Annotated in this window: 20 protein-coding genes; 12 read left to right on the plus strand and 8 right to left on the minus strand. The window is 54.5% G+C overall.

Annotation, left to right across the window (positions count from 1 at the left end; genetic code table 11):
* Positions 1 to 15: 15 nt before the first annotated feature.
* From ACOTZF_RS18575 to yfcG, 3 genes are all read right to left on the minus strand, one after another.
* The gene (locus ACOTZF_RS18575; RefSeq protein WP_038984394.1) at positions 16 to 909 is read right to left on the minus strand and encodes a TIGR01777 family oxidoreductase; all 894 of its coding nucleotides are present in this window, start codon (positions 907 to 909) and stop codon (positions 16 to 18) included.
* Positions 910 to 922: 13 nt separating this feature from the next.
* Positions 923 to 1,291 carry a dihydroneopterin triphosphate 2'-epimerase gene (gene folX / locus ACOTZF_RS18580; protein ID WP_013098127.1) on the minus strand — a complete coding sequence of 123 codons (369 nt, stop codon included), beginning with the start codon at positions 1,289 to 1,291 and terminating at the stop codon, positions 923 to 925.
* Between the two features lie 75 nt (positions 1,292 to 1,366).
* Complete coding sequence (gene yfcG / locus ACOTZF_RS18585; RefSeq protein WP_013098126.1) at positions 1,367 to 1,996, minus strand: GSH-dependent disulfide bond oxidoreductase; 630 nt, start codon at positions 1,994 to 1,996, stop codon at positions 1,367 to 1,369.
* 140 nt (positions 1,997 to 2,136) lie between these two features.
* Here yfcG and yfcF point away from each other — a divergent pair, with 140 nt between their 5' ends.
* From yfcF to yfcD, 3 genes are read left to right on the plus strand one after another with little or no spacing between them, the layout of a single operon-like run.
* Positions 2,137 to 2,781, plus strand: a complete 645-nt coding sequence (gene yfcF, locus ACOTZF_RS18590) for a glutathione transferase (RefSeq protein ID WP_128311974.1) — start codon at positions 2,137 to 2,139, stop codon at positions 2,779 to 2,781.
* A 56-nt stretch (positions 2,782 to 2,837) separates the two neighbouring features.
* On the plus strand, positions 2,838 to 3,389 hold the full coding sequence (yfcE, locus tag ACOTZF_RS18595) for a phosphodiesterase (RefSeq protein WP_013098124.1): 552 nt from the start codon (positions 2,838 to 2,840) through the stop codon (positions 3,387 to 3,389).
* Positions 3,390 to 3,444: 55 nt separating this feature from the next.
* Positions 3,445 to 3,999 carry an NUDIX hydrolase YfcD gene (gene yfcD / locus ACOTZF_RS18600; protein WP_013098123.1) on the plus strand — a complete coding sequence of 185 codons (555 nt, stop codon included), beginning with the start codon at positions 3,445 to 3,447 and terminating at the stop codon, positions 3,997 to 3,999.
* Between the two features lie 3 nt (positions 4,000 to 4,002).
* Here the strand turns inward: yfcD and ACOTZF_RS18605 are convergent, their stop codons facing one another.
* Positions 4,003 to 5,022, minus strand: coding sequence for a LacI family DNA-binding transcriptional regulator (locus ACOTZF_RS18605; RefSeq protein WP_129317833.1), 1,020 nt, complete (start codon positions 5,020 to 5,022; stop codon positions 4,003 to 4,005).
* 235 nt (positions 5,023 to 5,257) lie between these two features.
* Between ACOTZF_RS18605 and ACOTZF_RS18610 the strand changes: the two genes are divergently transcribed.
* From ACOTZF_RS18610 to ACOTZF_RS18630, 5 genes are all read left to right on the plus strand, one after another.
* The gene (locus ACOTZF_RS18610; protein ID WP_013098121.1) at positions 5,258 to 5,701 is read left to right on the plus strand and encodes a PTS sugar transporter subunit IIA; all 444 of its coding nucleotides are present in this window, start codon (positions 5,258 to 5,260) and stop codon (positions 5,699 to 5,701) included.
* 80 nt (positions 5,702 to 5,781) lie between these two features.
* Positions 5,782 to 6,054: a PTS sugar transporter subunit IIB gene (locus ACOTZF_RS18615; RefSeq protein ID WP_013098120.1), complete on the plus strand. Its 273-nt coding sequence runs from the start codon at positions 5,782 to 5,784 to the stop codon at positions 6,052 to 6,054.
* Positions 6,055 to 6,075: 21 nt separating this feature from the next.
* A complete protein-coding gene (locus tag ACOTZF_RS18620) occupies positions 6,076 to 7,467 on the plus strand; it encodes a PTS ascorbate transporter subunit IIC (RefSeq protein WP_023622509.1) in 1,392 nt (463 codons plus the stop codon).
* Entirely contained in the window at positions 7,464 to 8,294 is an 831-nt protein-coding gene (locus ACOTZF_RS18625) for a transketolase (protein ID WP_029881737.1), read from the plus strand. Before ACOTZF_RS18620 ends, ACOTZF_RS18625 begins: the two co-directional genes overlap by 4 nt.
* A complete protein-coding gene (locus ACOTZF_RS18630) occupies positions 8,287 to 9,240 on the plus strand; it encodes a transketolase family protein (RefSeq protein ID WP_013098117.1) in 954 nt (317 codons plus the stop codon). Before ACOTZF_RS18625 ends, ACOTZF_RS18630 begins: the two co-directional genes overlap by 8 nt.
* Before the next feature lie 111 nt (positions 9,241 to 9,351).
* Here the strand turns inward: ACOTZF_RS18630 and pta are convergent, their stop codons facing one another.
* Together pta and ackA are read right to left on the minus strand one after the other, a co-directional pair.
* Complete coding sequence (pta, locus tag ACOTZF_RS18635; RefSeq protein ID WP_013098116.1) at positions 9,352 to 11,493, minus strand: phosphate acetyltransferase; 2,142 nt, start codon at positions 11,491 to 11,493, stop codon at positions 9,352 to 9,354.
* 76 nt (positions 11,494 to 11,569) lie between these two features.
* A complete protein-coding gene (gene ackA, locus ACOTZF_RS18640; protein WP_058680706.1) occupies positions 11,570 to 12,772 on the minus strand; it encodes an acetate kinase in 1,203 nt (400 codons plus the stop codon).
* Between the two features lie 336 nt (positions 12,773 to 13,108).
* Between ackA and yfbV the strand changes: the two genes are divergently transcribed.
* From yfbV to ACOTZF_RS18660, 4 genes are all read left to right on the plus strand, one after another.
* The gene (gene yfbV, locus ACOTZF_RS18645) at positions 13,109 to 13,564 is read left to right on the plus strand and encodes a terminus macrodomain insulation protein YfbV (protein WP_020690637.1); all 456 of its coding nucleotides are present in this window, start codon (positions 13,109 to 13,111) and stop codon (positions 13,562 to 13,564) included.
* Positions 13,565 to 13,656: 92 nt separating this feature from the next.
* Positions 13,657 to 14,151 carry a YfbU family protein gene (locus ACOTZF_RS18650; RefSeq protein ID WP_013098113.1) on the plus strand — a complete coding sequence of 165 codons (495 nt, stop codon included), beginning with the start codon at positions 13,657 to 13,659 and terminating at the stop codon, positions 14,149 to 14,151.
* Positions 14,152 to 14,162: 11 nt separating this feature from the next.
* Entirely contained in the window at positions 14,163 to 14,822 is a 660-nt protein-coding gene (locus ACOTZF_RS18655) for a sugar phosphatase (RefSeq protein ID WP_040022372.1), read from the plus strand.
* 75 nt (positions 14,823 to 14,897) lie between these two features.
* On the plus strand, positions 14,898 to 16,730 hold the full coding sequence (locus ACOTZF_RS18660; RefSeq protein ID WP_020690639.1) for an SLC13 family permease: 1,833 nt from the start codon (positions 14,898 to 14,900) through the stop codon (positions 16,728 to 16,730).
* Between the two features lie 53 nt (positions 16,731 to 16,783).
* Here the strand turns inward: ACOTZF_RS18660 and yfbR are convergent, their stop codons facing one another.
* Together yfbR and alaA are read right to left on the minus strand one after the other, a co-directional pair.
* Positions 16,784 to 17,383, minus strand: coding sequence for a 5'-deoxynucleotidase (yfbR, locus tag ACOTZF_RS18665; RefSeq protein ID WP_013098110.1), 600 nt, complete (start codon positions 17,381 to 17,383; stop codon positions 16,784 to 16,786).
* Between the two features lie 117 nt (positions 17,384 to 17,500).
* On the minus strand, positions 17,501 to 18,715 hold the full coding sequence (alaA, locus tag ACOTZF_RS18670) for an alanine transaminase AlaA (RefSeq protein WP_129317835.1): 1,215 nt from the start codon (positions 18,713 to 18,715) through the stop codon (positions 17,501 to 17,503).
* Between the last annotated feature and the right edge of the window lie 677 nt (positions 18,716 to 19,392).

The following is a 19,392-nucleotide window of genomic DNA, read 5'->3' on the forward strand; positions in this document are numbered from 1 at the left end:
ACAAATGTAACATATTCACCCCACCACATCCCTCAACGCCTCTTCTAAGTCATACCAGCGAAACGCAAACCCGGCCGCTTCCAGCCGTTTAGGCAGCGCGCGCTGCCCGCCCAGCGCCAGCACGGACGCTTCACCCATCATCAGGCGAATCACGGTTGCGGGCACGCGCAAAATCGCCGGGCGATGCAGAGCATGACCCAGCGCGTGGGCAAACTGCTCGTTACGCACCGGGTACGGCGCAACCATATTGAACGGCCCACGCAGATCGTTATCCAGCAGCCAGAGAATACCGTTGACCATATCGTCGATGTGGATCCACGGCAGATACTGACGACCATTACCGATGGGGCCGCCCAGTCCGAGCCGGAACGGAGGAAGCATCTTCGCCAGAATGCCGCCTTTCGGCGCGAGAACGACGCCGGTACGCAGCAGGCACACGCGGGTATTATCGCTCTGGGCAGCACAGGCAATACGTTCCCACTGGGCGCAGAGCTTATGGGTAAACTCGTTGTGCGGCGGCTCTTCTTCGGTCACGACCACCTCACCGAGATCGCCGTAATAGCCTACCGCAGAACCGGAAATCAGTACCGATGGCGGGGTATGGCTGTTACGGATGAGCTCGACCAGCTTTTCGGTGATGTTCCAGCGGCTGCTGCATAACAGCTGTTTTTGCTCTTCCGTCCAGCGTTTGTCGGCGATAGGTTCACCGGCCAGGTTGATGACGGCGTCAAAGCCGTCCAGATTCTGCCGGTCAGCCAGATTTTTCCAGATGTCGATACCGGCACCCAGCACCTGGCGCGCTTTCTCAGGGCTGCGCGTTACCACGGTAATGTCGTGATGTAACGCCTGCAGGCGCGCAATGAGATGACGGCCAATCAGGCCTGTACCGCCGGTCAGCAGAATCTTCATACAACCTCCAGGTTTACGCCCGGCGCTGCCAGCTTAACGTCATGGAGACGGAGTCGGCATAACGCAGGGCGTGAAGTTTATCGATCTCTACTTCAGCATAAGTGACCCAGTGATGTTCGCGTGCGATGTCGAGCACATCCTGAGTTAATTTTTCCAGCAGAGAGAAGCGGTTATTTTCCACGTACTGAATGATGCTTTTCGTAATCGTGCGATAGTTCAGCGCGTCATTGATATCTTCACTGCCTCTCGCCTTGTCTGCCGGATAGTGGATAACCACATTAATCACGATATCCTGACGGTTGGCGATCTCCTCGTCTTTGATACCGATAAAGGTACGTAAGCGTAAATTTTTTATACGAATAATAGCGTCATGCTGCGACATTGCAGGTCTTCTCCGTGTCAGTATTTCCTCCCCATAATACATGAGAGCCTGACACGCGCCCAACCGGACGCAGGCCTAAATCTCCTGGATTTTTTTCATCGCACGCTCGGTCGCCGGGCGGGTGCGGATACGTTCAAACCAGTTGTTAACCGCCGGGTAAGAGGCTAAATCAATACGGTGACGTTCATGGGTATTCACCCACGGCCAGCAGGCGATATCGGCGATACTGTAATGATCGCCCCCGAGCCACGGTGATTTTTCCAGCCGACGGTTCAGTACGCCGTACAGCCGCTGCGTTTCCACCTGATAGCGCTCTATCGCATACGGGATGGGTTGTGGCGCGTAAGCGGTAAAGTGGTGGTTCTGCCCCAGCATCGGGCCCAGGCCGCTTGTCTGCCAGAACAGCCACTGTAGCGTGTGGTGACGCTCGCGCAGTTCCTCGCTCAGCAGTTTGCCGGTTTTCTCCGCCAGATAGAGCAAAATCTCCCCGGATTCAAACAGGCTCAACGGTTTGCCGCCATCAGCTGGCAGGTTATCGATGATGGCCGGGATTTTGTTGTTCGGTGAGATGGCCAGAAAGAGAGGCCTGAACTGATCGCCTTTGCTGATATCCACGCGGATGATCCTGTATTCCAGCTCGGCTTCTTCAAGAAAGAGGGTGATCTTATGGCCGTTTGGAGTAGGGGCGTAATAAAGGTCGATCATTCTCAACTCCTGTCAGTGTGAAGTGTAATGCCATGACCAATCAGTATAGGTGGTTGTGCAAAATCGTGAGTTTTCATCAAGTGACAGCGGCGTAAAGAGACTATATGTTGAGGGAATACCGATCAGCCGATGAGGATGTTATGAACCAGCCTGTAATCACGTTGTGGTCCGATGCCCAATTCTTTTCACCCTATGTCATGAGCGTGTACGTGGCGCTGGCGGAAAAAGGGCTGTCATTTAGCCTGAAAACCGTTGATCTGGACGGCGGTGAACACCTGAAACCGCAGTGGCAGGGTTACGATCTGACCCGGCGCGTGCCGGTACTGGACATTGATGGTTTCGCCCTGAGCGAATCGTCTGCGATCGATGAATACCTGGAAGATCGGTTCGCGCCACCAGAGTGGGAGCGTATTTATCCTCACGATCTGCAAAAGCGGGCCCGGGCACGGCAAATCCAGGCGTGGCTACGCAGCGATTTGGTGCCGATTCGCGTTGAACGCTCCACGGATGTGGTATTTGCGGGTGTGAAAAAGTCCGCCCTGAGTACTGAGGGGGCGCAGAGCGCGCAAAAGCTGATTGACACCGCCACCTCGCTGCTGGCCCACGGTAACCCGAACCTGTTTGGCGAATGGTGTATTGCCGATACCGACCTGGCGCTGATGCTGAACCGCTTGATCCTTAACGGCGATGACGTTCCCCAGCTGCTGGTGGATTACGCCACTTTCCAGTGGCAACGTGCGTCGGTGCAGCGCTATGTGGCACTCTCCGCTAAGCGCGTCGGCTGATAAGCCCTGGCGCTTAAGGTATGATAAGGGCAGTCTGTTTTTCTGAGGAGTGACTGATGAAACTGATGTTTGCGTCGGATATCCATGGATCGCTGCCCGCGACCGAGCGCGTTCTTTCCCTGTTCGCACAAAGTGGGGCGCAGTGGCTGGTTATTCTGGGTGACGTGTTGAACCATGGCCCACGTAACGCATTGCCGGAAGGCTATGCCCCTGCGCAGGTGGCGGAAAAACTCAACCCGTATGCCTCGCGCATTATTGCCGTGCGCGGTAACTGCGACAGCGAAGTGGACCAGATGCTGCTGCACTTCCCCATGACCGCTCCGTGGCAACAGGTGCTGCTGGAAAAATGCCGTCTGTTCCTCACCCATGGTCATCTTTTTAGCCCGGATAATCTCCCGGCGCTGGCCGCTGGCGATGTCCTGGTTTACGGCCATACTCATATTCCGGTAGCAGAAAAACGCGGGGAGATTTATCACTTCAACCCAGGTTCGGTCAGCATTCCGAAAGGCGGATACCCGGCGAGCTATGGCATGCTTGATGAGCATACGTTAAGCGTTATCGCACTTAATGATCAGCAAGTTATTGCACAGGTAGCGATTAATCCGTAAGTTACACCTCAACTGTAAACGCGCCGTAAGAGCGCTTAGACGAGAAGGTTTCCCGATGGTGGAGCAGAGTCATTTGGCAAGTACAGAGTGGGTTGACATTGTCAACGAAGAGAATGAAGTGATCGCGCAGGCCAGCCGCGAACAAATGCGCGCTGAACGCCTGCGTCATCGTGCGACGTATATTGTTGTTCATGACGGCATGGGCAAAATTTTGGTTCAACGCCGCACGGACACCAAAGATTTTCTCCCTGGTATGCTGGATGCCACTGCGGGCGGTGTCGTTCAGGCGGATGAGGTCCTGCTGGATTCCGCACGCCGTGAAGCGGAAGAAGAGCTAGGCATTGCGGGCGTACCGTTTGCCGAGCATGGACAGTTCTATTTTGAAGACGAACATTGCCGTGTCTGGGGCGGGCTGTTTAGCTGCGTTTCCCACGGGCCGTTCGCCCTGCAGGAAGAAGAAGTGAGCGAAGTGAGCTGGATGACGCCGGAAGAGATCACCGCGCGTTGTGACGAGTTCACGCCGGATTCGTTAAAAGCACTGGCGCTGTGGATGACCCGCAACGCCAAAAACGAATCGACCAAATCCGAGAAAGAAGAAGAGGCCGAATAAGCTTTAGCAGCTCTCCCTCAGACACAGACTGGATGCGATGGGTTTCTGATCGCGCCAGTCTCCGTCATTCAGACGTTCCAGCAATGCACGTCCCGCTTCAATACCAATCTTACGATGGGGTACTGCCATCGTCGTCAGCGGCGGCTGACAGACACGGCTGACGTCGCTGTCACCAAACCCGACCACGGCCAGATCGTCCGGCACCTTGATCCGCCTGCGCTGGCACTCGTACAGCGCGCCACAGGCCAGTTCATCTGAGACGCAAACCAGCGCATCCAGCTCCGGCCACGCCAGCAGAAATTCAGGAAGTTGTGCGGCCCCCGTTGAAAAGCTCGGCGGCATGGCGGCGTTAATCACCCGGTTAGGCGACATATGGTGGCGCAGCATCGCTTTGTACCAGCCCTGCAAATGCTGCTGGAAAATCCACTGCTCCTGGTTGGCACACAGCAGGCCGATGTTCTGGTAGCCGCGTTTGATGACCATTTCCGTAAGTTCATACATGGCCGCGACGTTATCAATCCCGATATTCATATCGATAGGATCGGCGCGCATGGCGCCCATCTCCATCACCGGAATCGAGGCGTTTTTTAGCCAGTGACGCACGGTGTCAGTATGTTCGACGCTGAGCAATATCGCTGCGGCGATATTTGACGCCAGCAGCGTTTCCAGCAATTTCTCTTCCTGTTCAAGACGATGCTGGGATTCGGCCAGCATGATCTGATAGCCGGCGGGCTGTAACACCTGCTGGAGCCCGGCGAACATTTCGGAACAACCGGCTTCGGAAAGATTGGGGACGACCATCGCGATCGTCCACGACGAGGCCGAAGCCAGCGCACTGGCTGCAAGATTGGGCATATAGCCTAACTCTTGTACCGCGACTTCTATTTTTTCTCGCAGTTTATCGGAAACCTGTTCAGGCGTGCGGAGAGCACGGGACACGGTCATTGTGCCCACACCGGCAAGCTGTGCGACATCGGCAAGTGTCACTTTACCGGTACTGCGCCGTTTTCGGGTTAGAGACATACACCTTCCTGCTGACAGGACGCCACTCATTTCATCCTTCGCTTCACGTGACAGGCAGTATACGCCTTAAATCCCTTTTTTTGCTGTGATTTCGCGCCAGGATGTCAATTTGATAGCGCTATCACACTTCCGCATGTTAGATCTTGGTAGCGCTATCTTTGTGATCCCGATCGCAGCCAATTCGTTATGCGTTGAATAAAGTTTGTTCATCTTTAGCGCGATGTCGGGAGGGAAAATGCTCAAAAAGTGGATATATGATACAACCATCACGCTGCAGGATAGCGTTGAGAGTTGGCCGCAGGCGCTGGAGATATGCGCGAAACCGTTGCTGGAGCTGCAGGTCATTGCGCCGGAATACGTAACGGCCATCATTGAGCAGCACCACACTTTAGGACCCTATTATGTGCTGGCACCAGGGCTGGCCATGCCGCATGCGCGGCCGGAAGAGGGGGCAAAAGGACTGGGCCTCTCATTATTAAAACTCAGGAAGGGCGTTTCATTCGGTGCAGGCGAATTTGATCCCGTCGATGTGATCGTTATGCTGGCAGCACCGGATAAACACAGCCATATCGAAATGATCTCCGCGCTGGCTGAATTATTTTCAAGCGATGAGGATATGGCAGAATTACATCAGGCGAATACCCTGGAGGAAATAAAAACGATAATTGACCGCTTCTGATTTAATTATTTAATCCGACTCGTCATACACATTACGCGCAAGCGTGATGGGACATACTCTACGCAAAAAAGGGGACAACAATGAAAATCATGGCTATATGCGGTTCTGGCCTGGGCAGTAGTTTTATGGTCGAAATGAATATTAAAAAAGTGCTTAAGAAGCTGGACATTGACGCCGAGGTTGAGCACTCCGATCTCTCTTCAGCCACGCCCGGTGCGGCCGATCTTTTCGTGATGGCGAAAGATATTGCCTCCAGCGCCAGCGTGCCGGAAAACCAGTTGGTGGTGATCAACAACATCATCGATATCAACGAACTTGAAGCGCAGCTGCGTGCCTGGTTCGAAAGACAATAACCCTGATAAGGCGAGGTGGATATGTTTATCCTTGAAACGCTGAATTTCGTTGTCGATATTTTAAAAGTCCCTTCCGTGCTGGTAGGCCTGATTGCCTTAATTGGTCTCGTTGCGCAGAAAAAAGCCTTTTCTGACGTTGTAAAAGGGACCATTAAAACTATTCTCGGGTTTATTGTGCTGGGCGGTGGCGCCACCGTGCTGGTGGGGTCTTTAAATCCATTAGGCGGTATGTTTGAACACGCCTTTAATATCCAGGGCATTATCCCCAATAATGAAGCGATTGTTTCCATTGCGCTGGAAAAATATGGGGCCTCGACTGCGCTGATTATGGCGTTTGGGATGGTGGCCAATATTCTCGTCGCCCGCTTTACCCGTCTGAAGTATATCTTCCTGACCGGACACCACACGTTCTACATGGCGTGCATGATTGGGGTGATCCTCACGGTTGCGGGCTTTGAAGGGGTAGGTCTGGTCTTTACGGGGTCGCTGATCCTCGGGCTGGTCATGGCCTTCTTCCCGGCGATTGCGCAGCGTTACATGAAGCGCATTACTGGCAACGATGATATTGCTTTCGGCCATTTCGGCACCCTGGGCTACGTGCTGTCCGGCTGGATTGGCAGCAAGGTCGGCAAAGGTTCACGTTCAACCGAAGAGATGAACCTGCCGAAGAACCTGAGCTTCCTGCGTGACAGCTCGATCTCCATCTCTCTGACCATGATGATTATCTACCTGATCATGGCGGTGAGCGCCGGGCGTGAATACGTCGAGGCGACCTTCAGCGGCGGTCAGAACTACCTGGTCTATGCCATTATCATGGCAATCACCTTCGCCGCAGGGGTGTTCATCATCCTGCAGGGTGTACGCCTGATCCTGGCAGAAATCGTCCCGGCCTTTACCGGCTTCTCAGAAAAACTGGTGCCCAATGCGCGTCCGGCCCTGGACTGCCCGGTGGTCTATCCGTATGCGCCCAACGCGGTGCTGATTGGCTTCCTGTTCAGCTTCCTCGGGGGGATTGTGGGGTTGATTATCTGCGGCCAGTTTAACTGGGTGCTGATCCTGCCGGGCGTGGTGCCGCACTTCTTCACCGGCGCAACCGCGGGCGTGTTTGGTAACGCCACCGGTGGACGTCGCGGGGCAATGATTGGCGCCTTTGCCAACGGGCTCTTAATCACCTTCCTGCCGGTGCTGCTGCTGCCTGTACTGGGAGCCATTGGCTTTGCCAATACCACTTTCTCGGACGCTGATTTCGGCGCCGTCGGGATTGTGCTTGGCAACCTGGCGCGCTTCCTGTCACCACTGGCCATCACCGGGCTTGTCGTTGCGTTGTTCGCGCTGCTGGTGGCGTACAACGTGTTCGCGAAAAACAAATCTGCGGGTGGTAATGCGCAGGAAAACACCGGAGCCAAATCATGAACGAGAATGAGATAACCGAACTCGCGCGTCAAATTCGACTCGAGACCCTGAAATCGCTGACGCAGCTGGGATTTGGTCACTACGGCGGCAGTATGTCGGTCGTCGAAACGCTGGCCGTACTGTACGGTGCGGTAATGAAAATTGACCCGGCAGACCCGGACTGGCCAGAACGAGACTACTTTGTCCTGTCGAAGGGCCATGCGGGACCGGCCCTGTACAGTACGCTGGCGATTAAGGGCTATTTCCCGATGGAAGAGCTGAGCACGCTTAACCAGAACGGCACACGCCTGCCAAGCCATCCGGACCGGCTAAAAACACGCGGTGTGGATGCCACGACCGGTTCGCTTGGCCAGGGGATCTCCATCGCGGGCGGCATGGCGCTGTCGCACAAGCTGGCCGGGCGGTCAAATCGGGTCTTTTGCATCGTCGGTGACGGCGAGCTGAACGAAGGGCAGTGCTGGGAAGCGTTCCAGTTTATTGCCCACCATCGTCTTAACAACCTGACGGTGTTTGTGGACTGGAATAAACAACAGCTTGATGGCGAGCTGGATGAGATCATCTGCGCGTTCGATCTGGAAGGGAAATTCCGCGCCTTTGGTTTTGACGTGGTGACGGTGAAAGGAGATGACATCCCGGCACTGCTGAAGGTCACCGCACCGGTTCCGCCAGCGGATGCGCGTCCGCGGGTGGTGATCCTCGACAGCATCAAAGGACAGGGAGTGGCGTATCTGGAACAGCTGGGTAACTCGCACCATCTGCGATTGACCCCGGAGAGCAAAGCGGCCCTCGACGAGGCGATCCGCCAGCTGGAGGTAACTCATGATTAAGGTTGCACCTGCAGGACAGAAAGATGCCATAGAGATGCGTAAGATCTACGCGGGCTTTGTGGCAAAACAGATTGAAGCCGGGAGCGAGATCATCGCCCTGGAAGCGGATCTGATGAGCTCAATGGCGATGGACGGCGTGGCGCGCGATTATCCGCAACATGTGATCAACTGCGGCATTATGGAGGCCAACGTGATCGGTACCGCGGCCGGGCTGTCACTCACCGGCCGCAAGCCGTTTGTTCATACCTTTACCGCGTTTGCCAGCCGTCGCTGCTTCGACCAGCTGTTTATGTCCCTGGACTACCAGCGAAATAACGTGAAGGTTATTGCCTCGGATGCGGGCGTGACGGCCTGCCACAACGGCGGGACGCATATGTCGTTCGAGGATATGGGCATTGTGCGCGGTCTGGCGCATTCGGTAGTGCTGGAGGTGACTGACGCGGTGATGTTTGAAGACATACTGCGCCAGCTTATCGACCTCGACGGGTTCTACTGGGTACGTACTATCCGTAAGCAGGCGCCAAGCGTGTATGCCCCGGGTTCAACGTTTACCATCGGCAAAGGCAATGTCCTGCGCGAAGGAAGCGACATTACCCTGATTGCCAACGGCATTATGGTGGCCGAAGCGCTGGAAGCGGCCCGTCAGCTTGAGCAGGAGGGCGTTAGCGCGGCAGTGATAGACATGTTTACCCTGAAGCCCATCGACCGGATGCTGGTGAAAAACTACGCCGAGAAAACCGGGCGGATCGTGACCTGCGAAAACCATAGCATTCACAACGGGCTGGGCTCGGCGGTGGCGGAAGTGCTGGTGGAGACCTGCCCGGTGCCGATGCGTCGCGTGGGGGTGAAGGAGCGTTACGGCCAGGTAGGGACGCAGGACTTCCTGCAGAAGGAGTATGGCCTGACGGCGCATGACATTGTTTCAGCGGCGCGAGAGCTGCTGTAAATAAAAAAGGCGACCGTGGGGTCGCCTTTTTGTTGCCCGGTGGCGCTAGCGCTTACCGGGCCTACGGTCCTGTAGGCCGGATAAGCGAAGCGCCATCCGGCAAGACCTTATTTACTGCTGCTGCGAAGACTGGATCGCCGTCAGTGCGATGGTGTAGACGATATCGTCTACCAGCGCGCCACGGGACAGGTCGTTCACAGGTTTGCGCATACCCTGCAGCATAGGCCCGATGGAGATCAGGTCTGCTGAACGCTGTACCGCTTTGTAGGTGGTGTTACCGGTGTTCAGATCCGGGAAGATGAACACGGTAGCGCGACCTGCAACCGGGGAGTTTGGCGCTTTGGATTTCGCAACGTCAGCCATAACTGCGGCATCGTACTGCAGCGGGCCGTCGATCATCAGATCAGGGCGTTTTTCCTGTGCAATACGGGTCGCTTCACGCACTTTCTCTACGTCGCTACCTGCACCAGAGGTACCGGTGGAGTAGGAGAGCATCGCGACGCGTGGTTCGATACCGAAGGCAATCGCGGAGTCCGCGGACTGGATTGCGATTTCAGCCAGCTGCTCTGCGGTTGGATCCGGGTTGATCGCACAGTCGCCGTAAACGTAAACCTGTTCAGGCAGCAGCATGAAGAACACGGAGGAAACCAGAGAGCTGCCTGGAGCCGTTTTGATCAGCTGCAGCGGTGGACGGATGGTGTTCGCGGTAGTGTGAACCGCACCGGATACCAGGCCGTCAACTTCGTCCTGCTCCAGCATCAGCGTACCCAGCACCACGTTGTCTTCCAGCTGCTCACGCGCAACGGCTTCGGTCATGCCTTTGTTCTTACGCAGTTCGACCAGACGGGCAACGTAGCTTTCGCGAACCACTTCTGGATCAACGATTTCGATGCCAGCACCCAGCTCAACACCCTGGGATGCCGCAACGCGGTTAATCTCATCCGGGTTACCCAGCAGCACACAGGTCGCGATGCCGCGCTCTGCACAGATAGCTGCCGCTTTCACGGTACGTGGTTCGTCGCCTTCTGGCAGAACAACACGTTTGCCCGCTTTACGCGCCAGCTCGGTCAGCTGGTAACGGAAGGCCGGAGGAGACAGACGACGGCTGCGCTCGGAGGTCGCGGTCAGGGATTCGATCCAGTCTGCGTTGATGTAGCTTGCAACGTATTCCTGAACTTTCTCGATACGCTCGTGGTCATCAACCGGCACTTCCAGGTTGAAGCTCTGCAGGCTCAGGGAGGTCTGCCAGGTGTTGGTATTAACCATGAATACCGGCAGGCCAGTCGCGAACGCGCGTTCGCACAGTTTGCTGACGCGTGGATCCATCTCGTAAGCACCGGTCAGCAGGATAGCGCCGATTTCTACGCCATTCATCGCGGCCAGGCAGGCAGCAACCAGCACGTCTGGACGGTCTGCGGAGGTTACCAGCAGGGAACCTGCACGGAAGTGCTCCAGCATGTGCGGAATGCTGCGGGCGCAGAAGGTCACGGATTTCACGCGGCGGGTATTGATGTCGCCTTCGTTGATCACGGTGGCGTTCAGGTGGCGCGCCATATCGATGGCACGGGTGGCAATCAGATCGAAGCTCCACGGCACCGCGCCCAGAACCGGCAGCGGGCTGGATTCCTGCAGTTTAGCCGGGTCAACTTTAATGACTTTCGCTTTGGAAGAGTCGTCGAAGATCTCGGACAGGTCAGGACGCGTACGGCCCTGCTCATCCACAGGCGCATTCAGTTTGTTGACAATTACGCCCGTGATGTTGGTGTTTTTAGTACCACCGAAGCTGCTGCGGGTCAGTTCGATACGCTCTTTCAGCTGCTCTGGGGTATCTGTGCCCTGAGACATCACAAAGACGATCTCGGCGTTCAGGGTTTTCGCAATTTCGAAGTTCAGCGACTGGGCAAACTGGTGTTTGCGGGTCGGAACCAGGCCTTCAACCAGCACCACTTCCGCGTCTTTTGTATTGGCGTGGTAGTTGGCGATGATCTCTTCCATCAGCACGTCTTTCTGGTTGCTGGAGAGCAGAGATTCAACGTGGTTCATCTTCAGCGGTTCGGCCGCTGGCAGATTGGAGTTCTTACGAACGATGGTGGTGGTCTGGTCTGGCGCATCGCCACCGGCACGTGGCTGGGCGATTGGCTTAAAGACGCTCAGACGAACGCCTTTGCGTTCCATAGCACGGATCACGCCAAGGCTGACGCTGGTCAGGCCGACGCTGGTTCCGGTAGGGATCAGCATAATAGTACGGGACACGGTTTATCCTCTTTCGTTACCGCCTGATTGTGGCGGGTGACAAAACAGCACCGCCAGCAGAGCTGGCGGTGTGGAATCAAGCAGTCAGACGGTGCGCGTCTTGCGCGATGACCAGCTCTTCGTTTGTTGGGATAACGAGAGCAGGGCGGGTGCCTTCTTTGTTGATGAAGCCAGACTTGCCGAAGCGGGCAGCCAGGTTACGCTCGTGATCAACCTCAAAGCCCAGAACGCCCAGTTTGCCCAGGGACAGTTCGCGAACCATTGCCGCGTTCTCACCGATACCACCGGTGAAGACAACAGCGTCAAGACGGCCATCCATCAGCGCAGTGTAAGAGCCGATGTATTTCGCCAGACGGTGGCAGTAAACGTCCATTGCACGTTTAGCGTCTTCTTTCTCTGCGTAGTTGTCTTCAACGTAACGGCAGTCGCTGGTGACTTCGGTCAGACCCAGCAGGCCAGACTCTTTGGTCAGCATTTTGTTGATCTGGTCAACGCTCATGCCCAGGGTGTCGTGCAGGTGGAAGATGATCGCCGGGTCGATGTCACCGGAACGCGTACCCATCACCAGACCTTCCAGCGGGGTCAGACCCATGGAGGTATCAACACATTTACCGTTGCGGATTGCAGAAACGGAACCACCGTTGCCCAGGTGGCAGGTGATGATGTTCACTTCTTCAACCTGTTTGTTCAGCACTTTTGCCGCTTCCTGAGTCACATAGAAGTGGCTGGTGCCGTGCGCGCCATAGCGACGAACACCGTGCTCTTTGTAGAGGCTGTATGGCAGGGCATAGAGGTAAGACTCTTCCGGCATGGTCTGATGGAACGCGGTGTCAAACACGGCCACGTTTTTGTCTTTCAGATTCGGGAAGGATTTCAGCGCTTCAGCGATACCGATCAGGTGTGCCGGGTTGTGCAGCGGTGCAAAAGATGCAGAGTCTTTGATGCCCTGGATAACAGAGTCGTCAATCACGACGGAACTGGTGTATTTCTCGCCACCATGGACGATACGGTGACCAATCGCAGTCAGCTGAGCAGACAGTTCTGGTTTTTGTGCCAGAATAGTGTTAACGATAAAGTTCAGCGCTTCACTGTGAGCGGCGCCTGCACCTAAAGCCGCTTCTTGTTTGCTGCCGTCCATCTTCCACTTGATACGTGCTTCAGGCAGATGGAAACATTCGGCCAAACCAGAGAGGTACTCGTCACCGTTGAGCGCATCGATGATGGCGAATTTCAGTGAGGAGCTACCGCAGTTCAGAACCAGTACTAACTTACTCGACATGGAAGTACCTATAATTGATACGTGGCTAAAAAAACGTCAAAGAGTCTAAAAGCGTAACGCATGCTGACCCAGACATTTATGATTAACATCATGCCAAACGAACATTCTGGCAGGATGGAAGAAATACCTATGATTTTAAGCCATTTTGAACATTTTTCAGACAATGGCATAATATGCGATAATTTGACGAGTTAACGATTCTCGTCTACGGCCCTATCAGGCTGGCACAGGATACCCGATACGGGGTAGTGATGACAAAATATTTTGAACGTTGTCATAGCTTGTTGTGGTTTTGCACGAAAATTTTAATTTTTATATGTGAAGTTGAGGTATGCCATGTCGACACCTGAGATCCCGTCCGTGAATTTTTTTAGTCTGTTTCGTCGGGGACAGCATTACGCGAAGACGTGGCCGATGGAAAAACGCCTTGCGCCCATGTTCATTGAGAATCGCACAATCCGCGCCACGCGCTACGCGATTCGCTTCATGCCTCCTGTCGCTATTTTTACCCTCTGCTGGCAAATTGCGCTGGGCGGACAGCTCGGCCCTGCCGTGGCGACGGCGCTTTTTGCGTTGAGCCTGCCGATGCAGGGGCTGTGGTGGTTAGGTAAGCGTTCAATCACACCTCTGCCGCCTTCTATTTTACACTGGTTTTATGACGTTCGCGGGAAACTGGAAGAAGCCGGTCAGGCACTCGCTCCGGTTGAAGGCAAGCCCGATTATCAGGCGCTGGCTGACACGCTTAAGCGAGCTTTTAAGCAACTTGATAAAACATTCCTCGATGATTTGTGATTGATCATCGAAACGACTAATAAAAGAAGGCACAGTAACACACCGTTACCGTGTCTTTTTTTTCAAGTGCCATGCGCTACAGGAGTCGAAAGATGGAAATGACCCATGCTCAACGTCTGATTTTGTCCAACCAGTACAAAATGATGACTATGCTTGATCCCGATAACGCTGAGCGCTACAGCCGCCTGCAGACTATCGTCGAACGCGGCTTTGGTTTGCAGATGCGTGAACTGGACCGCGAGTTTGGCGAGCTGAAAGAAGAAACCTGCCGCATCGTGATCGACATTATGGAGATGTACCACGCGCTTCACGTGTCCTGGACCAACCTGAAAGATCAGCAGTCCATTGATGAGCGCCGCGTCACTTTCTTAGGCTTTGATGCCGCAACGGAAGCGCGCTATCTGAGCTATGTCCGCTTTATGGTGAATACAGAAGGGCGTTATACGCACTTTGATGCGGGCACCCACGGCTTTAACGCGCAGACCCCTATGTGGGAAAAATACCAGCGCATGCTGAGCGCATGGCACGCCTGCCCGCGCCAGTACCACTTAAGCAGCAACGAAATTCAACAAATCATTAATGCCTGACGGAGGTGCGTGTGCAGTGTAGAGGTTTTCTGTTTGATCTGGACGGTACGCTGGTGGATTCGCTACCGGTTGTAGAGCGTTCATGGTGCCATTGGGCGGACAGACATGGCATCGACCATCAGGACGTGCTGAATTTTATCCACGGCAAACAGGCCATAACCTCGCTCCGCCATTTTCTGGCGGGACGCTCTGAGGACGAAATTCAGGCAGAGTTTAAATATCTGGAACACATTGAAGCCACTGATACGGACGGCATTACTGCGTTACCCGGTGCTCGTGAACTGCTTGAGCATTTGAATGAAGCGCAAATTCCGTGGGCCATTGTCACCTCCGGCTCGGTTCCCGTGGCTCACGCTCGTCATAAGGCGGCGGGTTTACCCACGCCGGACGTGTTCATTACCGCTGAGCGCGTAAAACGCGGCAAACCGGAACCTGATGCCTTTTTGCTGGGTGCAGAACTGCTGGGCATCCCCCCGGCGGAGTGCGTGGTGGTGGAAGATGCGGCAGCGGGCGTGCTGGCCGGATTGAACGCCGGCAGCCACGTTATTGCCGTCAACGTTCCGGCCGATTCTCCCCGTCTGGACGAGGCGGACTTTGTGCTCAATACGCTGACCGCGCTTGATATCGCTAAGGCGCCAGACGGTATTGTAACCGTCTCGCTAAAAATGTAATCCCATGATTTAGCCCCACGCTGCTGGGGCTTTTTTATGGCACAATTTCGCATCTCTCTCTGACAAGGACATGTTGTGAACGGTGAACTGATTTGGGTGCTCAGCCTGCTTTTAATCGCCATCATTCTGTTTGCTACAGGCAAAGTGCGCATGGATGCCGTCGCTTTGTTTGTTATCGTTGCGTTTGCGCTGAGCGGTACGCTCACGCTGCCGGAAGCCTTCTCGGGGTTTAGCGATCCCAACGTCATTCTGATTGCCGCGCTGTTTATTATCGGCGACGGGCTGGTGCGCACTGGCGTGGCGACACTCGTGGGGGCATGGCTGGTGAGGGTGGCCGGCAACAGCGAAACCAAAATGCTGATCTACCTCATGCTTACGGTCGCCGGGCTGGGAGCCTTTATGAGCTCGACGGGCGTCGTTGCCATCTTTATCCCGGTGGTGTTGAGCGTCTCCATGCGGATGCAAACCTCACCGTCGCGCCTGATGATGCCCCTGAGCTTTGCCGGGCTCATCAGCGGTATGATGACCCTGGTGGCCACGCCGCCAAACCTGGTGGTCAACAGCGAGCTGATACGTGAAGGGCTGGAGGGCTTTAGCTTCTTCAGCGTCACCCCGCTTGGGCTGGTCATTTTGTTGATGGGTGTGGTGTATATGCTGCTGACTCGCTTCGCCCTGAAAGGCGAGAAGCAGGACAAAACTAAAGATGGCTGGAAACGACGCACCTTCCGCGATCTGATCAAAGAGTACCGTCTGGCCGGCCGCGCCCGCCGTCTGGCTATTCGCCCCGGTTCGCCAATGGTTGGCCAGCGCCTGGATGACCTGAAGCTGCGCGAGCGGTATGGCGCGAACGTGATCGGCGTAGAGCGCTGGCGTCGCTTTCGCCGGGTCATCGTCAACGTGAACGGGGTGTCCGAATTCCGGGCGCGTGACGTTCTGCTGATCGATATGTCCACCGCAGAGGTCGATCTGCGTGAGTTTTGCAGCGAGCAGCTGCTGGAGCCGATGGTGCTACGCGGAGAGTATTTCTCCGACCAGGCGCTGGATGTGGGTATGGCGGAAGTGTCGCTGATCCCGGAATCGGAATTGTTGGGCAAAACCGTGCGTGAAATGGGGTTCCGTACCCGCTACGGTCTTAATGTCGTCGGCCTGAAGCGTGATGGTGTGGCGATGGAAGGGGCCGTGGTGGATGAGCCCATCCTGCTGGGCGATATTTTTCTCGTGGTGGGTAACTGGAAGCTTATCAGCCAGCTCGGCCAAAAAGGCCGCGATTTTGTGGTACTCAACATGCCCGTTGAGGAGAGCGATGCCTCTCCGGCCCACAGCCAGGCGCCTCACGCCATTTTTTGTCTGGTGCTGATGGTGGCACTAATGCTCACCGACGAGATCCCGAACCCGGTGGCGGCGATTATTGCCTGCCTGTTAATGGGCAAGTTTCGCTGTATTGATGCCGAGAGCGCCTATAAAGCAATTCACTGGCCAAGCATCATTTTGATTGTCGGGATGATGCCATTCGCCCTTGCCCTGCAAAAAACCGGTGGGGTGGATTTAGTGGTTAAAGGGCTCATGGACATCGGCGGGGGATACGGTCCGTATATGATGATGGTGTGCCTGTTCGTGATGTGCGCCACGATAGGGCTGTTCATTTCCAATACCGCCACGGCGGTGCTGATGGCGCCCATTGCACTGGCGATGGCGAAATCGATGGGCGTGTCGCCGTACCCCTTTGCAATGATGGTGGCGATGGCGGCCTCTGCGGCGTTTATGACGCCGGTCTCTTCGCCGGTTAACACGCTGGTACTGGGGCCGGGGAATTACCGCTTTAGCGATTTCGTGAAGATTGGCGTACCGTTCACCATACTGGTGATGCTGGTATGTGTGGTGCTGATTCCGGTGTTATTCCCGTTTTAGCGTGAGCGCAGAAACGTTGGCCGGGTAAGGCGAAGCCGCCACCCGGCGAAAAATTACAACGGAGAATCCTGGCTGATCTCATCCAGCGATAAATGGAAGCTCGGCACAAACACCTGCATAAAATAATCCATCTCTTCGCTGCGGCGGGATTCCAGCGTCTTCTCCAGACGCGTTTTGGCCAGTAAAAATTCGTTATTCCCCGCGGACAACTCTTCCAGACATTTCAGATAGGCACACAGCGCGTCCGCCTGCTTCACCAGTGACTTTTCCTCTTCCGTATACTGATGTTCGTCAATCAGCGGCTCAAAGACGTCGCGTAGCTCTTCCGGGACCATCTCAATCAGTTTCTGCTGGGCAATCTTCTCAATGGCCTTATATTCCTGTGCAATCTGCGAATTGAAGTATTTCACCGGCGTGGGGAGATCCCCGGTCAGCACTTCTGACGCATCGTGATACATCGCCAGCAGCGCGATACGTTCCGCATTGACCTGACCGTTGAATTTGCGGTTTTTAATGGCCGCAAGGGCATGCGCGACCATTGCAACCTGCAGACTATGTTCTGAGACATTTTCGGTGCGCACATTGCGCATCAAAGGCCAGCGGTTGATGAGTTTCAGGCGGGAGAGGTGGGCAAAAAAATGACTCTGACTCATAGGTTACCTTTTGTCTTCACTGCGACAGACTTCATTGTGCGGGGAGGGGAGGGAAGATGCAAATTTGCGGATTTTGAAGGCCGGGTTAGCGCAGCGCCACCCGGCAGAATGCTTGTGTTACTGGTGGTAGCCGGAGAGGAACCGCCCGAAGCGGCTGATGGCCATTTCGAGGTCGTCTTCGCGCGGCAACGTCACGATACGAACGTGATCCGGCCATGGCCAGTTAAAGGCCGTGCCCTGAACCAGCAGCACTTTTTCTTGCAGCAGGAAATCAAGCACCATTTTTTGGTCATCGTGAATGTTGAAGCGCTTCGCGTCGATTTTCGGGAACATGTAAAGCGCACCGTTAGGCTTCACGCATGAGACGCCAGGGATGTCGTTGATCAGCTCCCAGGCGCGGTTACGCTGTTCGTACAGGCGGCCGCCGGGCACGATGAACTCGCTGATGCTCTGATAACCGCCCAGCGCCGTCTGGATCGCGTGCTGGGCCGGAACGTTGGCACACAAACGCATGGAAGCCAGCATCTCCAGCCCTTCAATGTAACCTTTCGCATGTTTTTTCGGACCGTTCAGGACCATCCAGCCCTGGCGGAAACCGGCCACACGGTAAGTTTTAGACAGGCCGTTAAAGGTGACGGTCAGCAGGTCTGGCGCCAGCGCGGCGATAGAGTGGTGCTGCGCGGCGTCATACAGGATCTTGTCGTAAATTTCATCAGCGAAGATGATCAGGTTATGCTGACGGGCGATCTCCACGATCTCCATCAGCAGCGCTTTAGAGTAGACGGCACCCGTCGGGTTGTTCGGGTTAATAATCACGATGCCGCGCGTACGCGGGGTGATTTTTGCACGAATATCATCGAGGACCGGGAACCAGTCAGAGGATTCGTCGCAGAGATAGTGCACCGCCTTACCGCTGGAGAGTGATACGGCCGCCGTCCACAGCGGGTAATCCGGGGCGGGTACCAGCATTTCGTCGCCGCTGTTCAGCAATGCCTGCATGGCCTGCACGATCAGCTCAGAGACGCCGTTGCCGATATAAATATCCTCAACGGTAACGTCACGCATACCGCGTGCCTGGTAGTGCTGCATAATGGCTTTGCGTGCGGAGTAGAGTCCTTTTGAATCACAATAGCCTTGTGCAGTAGGCAGGTTGCGGATCACATCAACCAGGATTTCATCCGGCGCTTCAAAACCAAACGGCGCAGGGTTACCAATGTTGAGTTTCAGAACCTTATTGCCTTCTTCTTCCAGGCGTTTTGCCTCTTTGAGAACCGGGCCACGGATGTCGTAACAGACGTTATCTAGCTTGCTGGATTTTTCGATAGGGGACATGAACCTTTAACCTTTTCGCTATTATTGCCGCTCCCTGCCGTGGAAGTCAGCACGGAACAATGTACTCCCCCCTCGCTTCGTTTTGAAGGGTAAACAGAAGAAGATTTTGTGCAATAGAAAAAATTCTGTTGAATCTCTTTCGCTGCCTGCGTTGAAATTTTCTGGTCTAAAGTTATGCATGAAAGCACTTTATTAGGTTAAATGTGCTGTTAATTTTAATCTTTGTTGCATATTGTGCTATTAAAAATAAAATAGCGGCCAGGGTTAAGGCGGAAGTTTACCTGAGTGACTTTTCGTAAAATCTGAGTGCTTCAATAGATCACGCTGTAATAGTAGGCTTTGGTTAAAAGTTGCTCATGTGAAATTAATGTTAAGTGTTATTAATGATTGGCCTTAATCTAAATTAAAATTTATTTATTATTAACCTACAAAATGCAACTTTAGTTAATTTTAATAAAATTAGTTTAGAAGCCTAACAACAACCTTTAATCCTGAATATTGCGATAAGACTTATAAATAAAGTGGATTTGAGTTAAGATGTCTTTAAGGAAAGCAGAGGAAAGACGTATGTGATTTGTATATCTTGCCCTGATTTTCTGAATTAATTGATTGTTATTGTTGGAGTTATCTCTGGCTGGCGTGTGCAAAGCACAACCTGCAACGTTGACAGCGCTGCG

It is taken from the genome of Enterobacter cloacae complex sp. SHL021 (assembly GCF_049237765.1).
GTDB lineage: Bacteria > Pseudomonadota > Gammaproteobacteria > Enterobacterales > Enterobacteriaceae > Enterobacter > Enterobacter cloacae.

Bases quoted from the DNA above. Each gene is read 5' to 3' on its own strand.
- ACOTZF_RS18575 (WP_038984394.1), bottom strand. From the start codon at position 909: ATGAAGATTCTGCTGACCGGCGGTACAGGCCTGATTGGCCGTCATCTC.
- folX (WP_013098127.1), bottom strand. From the start codon at position 1,291: ATGTCGCAGCATGACGCTATTATTCGTATAAAAAATTTACGCTTACGT.
- yfcG (WP_013098126.1), bottom strand. From the start codon at position 1,996: ATGATCGACCTTTATTACGCCCCTACTCCAAACGGCCATAAGATCACC.
- yfcF (WP_128311974.1), top strand. From the start codon at position 2,137: ATGAACCAGCCTGTAATCACGTTGTGGTCCGATGCCCAATTCTTTTCA.
- yfcE (WP_013098124.1), top strand. From the start codon at position 2,838: ATGAAACTGATGTTTGCGTCGGATATCCATGGATCGCTGCCCGCGACC.
- yfcD (WP_013098123.1), top strand. From the start codon at position 3,445: ATGGTGGAGCAGAGTCATTTGGCAAGTACAGAGTGGGTTGACATTGTC.
- ACOTZF_RS18605 (WP_129317833.1), bottom strand. From the start codon at position 5,022: ATGTCTCTAACCCGAAAACGGCGCAGTACCGGTAAAGTGACACTTGCC.
- ACOTZF_RS18610 (WP_013098121.1), top strand. From the start codon at position 5,258: ATGCTCAAAAAGTGGATATATGATACAACCATCACGCTGCAGGATAGC.
- ACOTZF_RS18615 (WP_013098120.1), top strand. From the start codon at position 5,782: ATGAAAATCATGGCTATATGCGGTTCTGGCCTGGGCAGTAGTTTTATG.
- ACOTZF_RS18620 (WP_023622509.1), top strand. From the start codon at position 6,076: ATGTTTATCCTTGAAACGCTGAATTTCGTTGTCGATATTTTAAAAGTC.
- ACOTZF_RS18625 (WP_029881737.1), top strand. From the start codon at position 7,464: ATGAACGAGAATGAGATAACCGAACTCGCGCGTCAAATTCGACTCGAG.
- ACOTZF_RS18630 (WP_013098117.1), top strand. From the start codon at position 8,287: ATGATTAAGGTTGCACCTGCAGGACAGAAAGATGCCATAGAGATGCGT.
- ackA (WP_058680706.1), bottom strand. From the start codon at position 12,772: ATGTCGAGTAAGTTAGTACTGGTTCTGAACTGCGGTAGCTCCTCACTG.
- yfbV (WP_020690637.1), top strand. From the start codon at position 13,109: ATGTCGACACCTGAGATCCCGTCCGTGAATTTTTTTAGTCTGTTTCGT.
- ACOTZF_RS18650 (WP_013098113.1), top strand. From the start codon at position 13,657: ATGGAAATGACCCATGCTCAACGTCTGATTTTGTCCAACCAGTACAAA.
- yfbR (WP_013098110.1), bottom strand. From the start codon at position 17,383: ATGAGTCAGAGTCATTTTTTTGCCCACCTCTCCCGCCTGAAACTCATC.
- alaA (WP_129317835.1), bottom strand. From the start codon at position 18,715: ATGTCCCCTATCGAAAAATCCAGCAAGCTAGATAACGTCTGTTACGAC.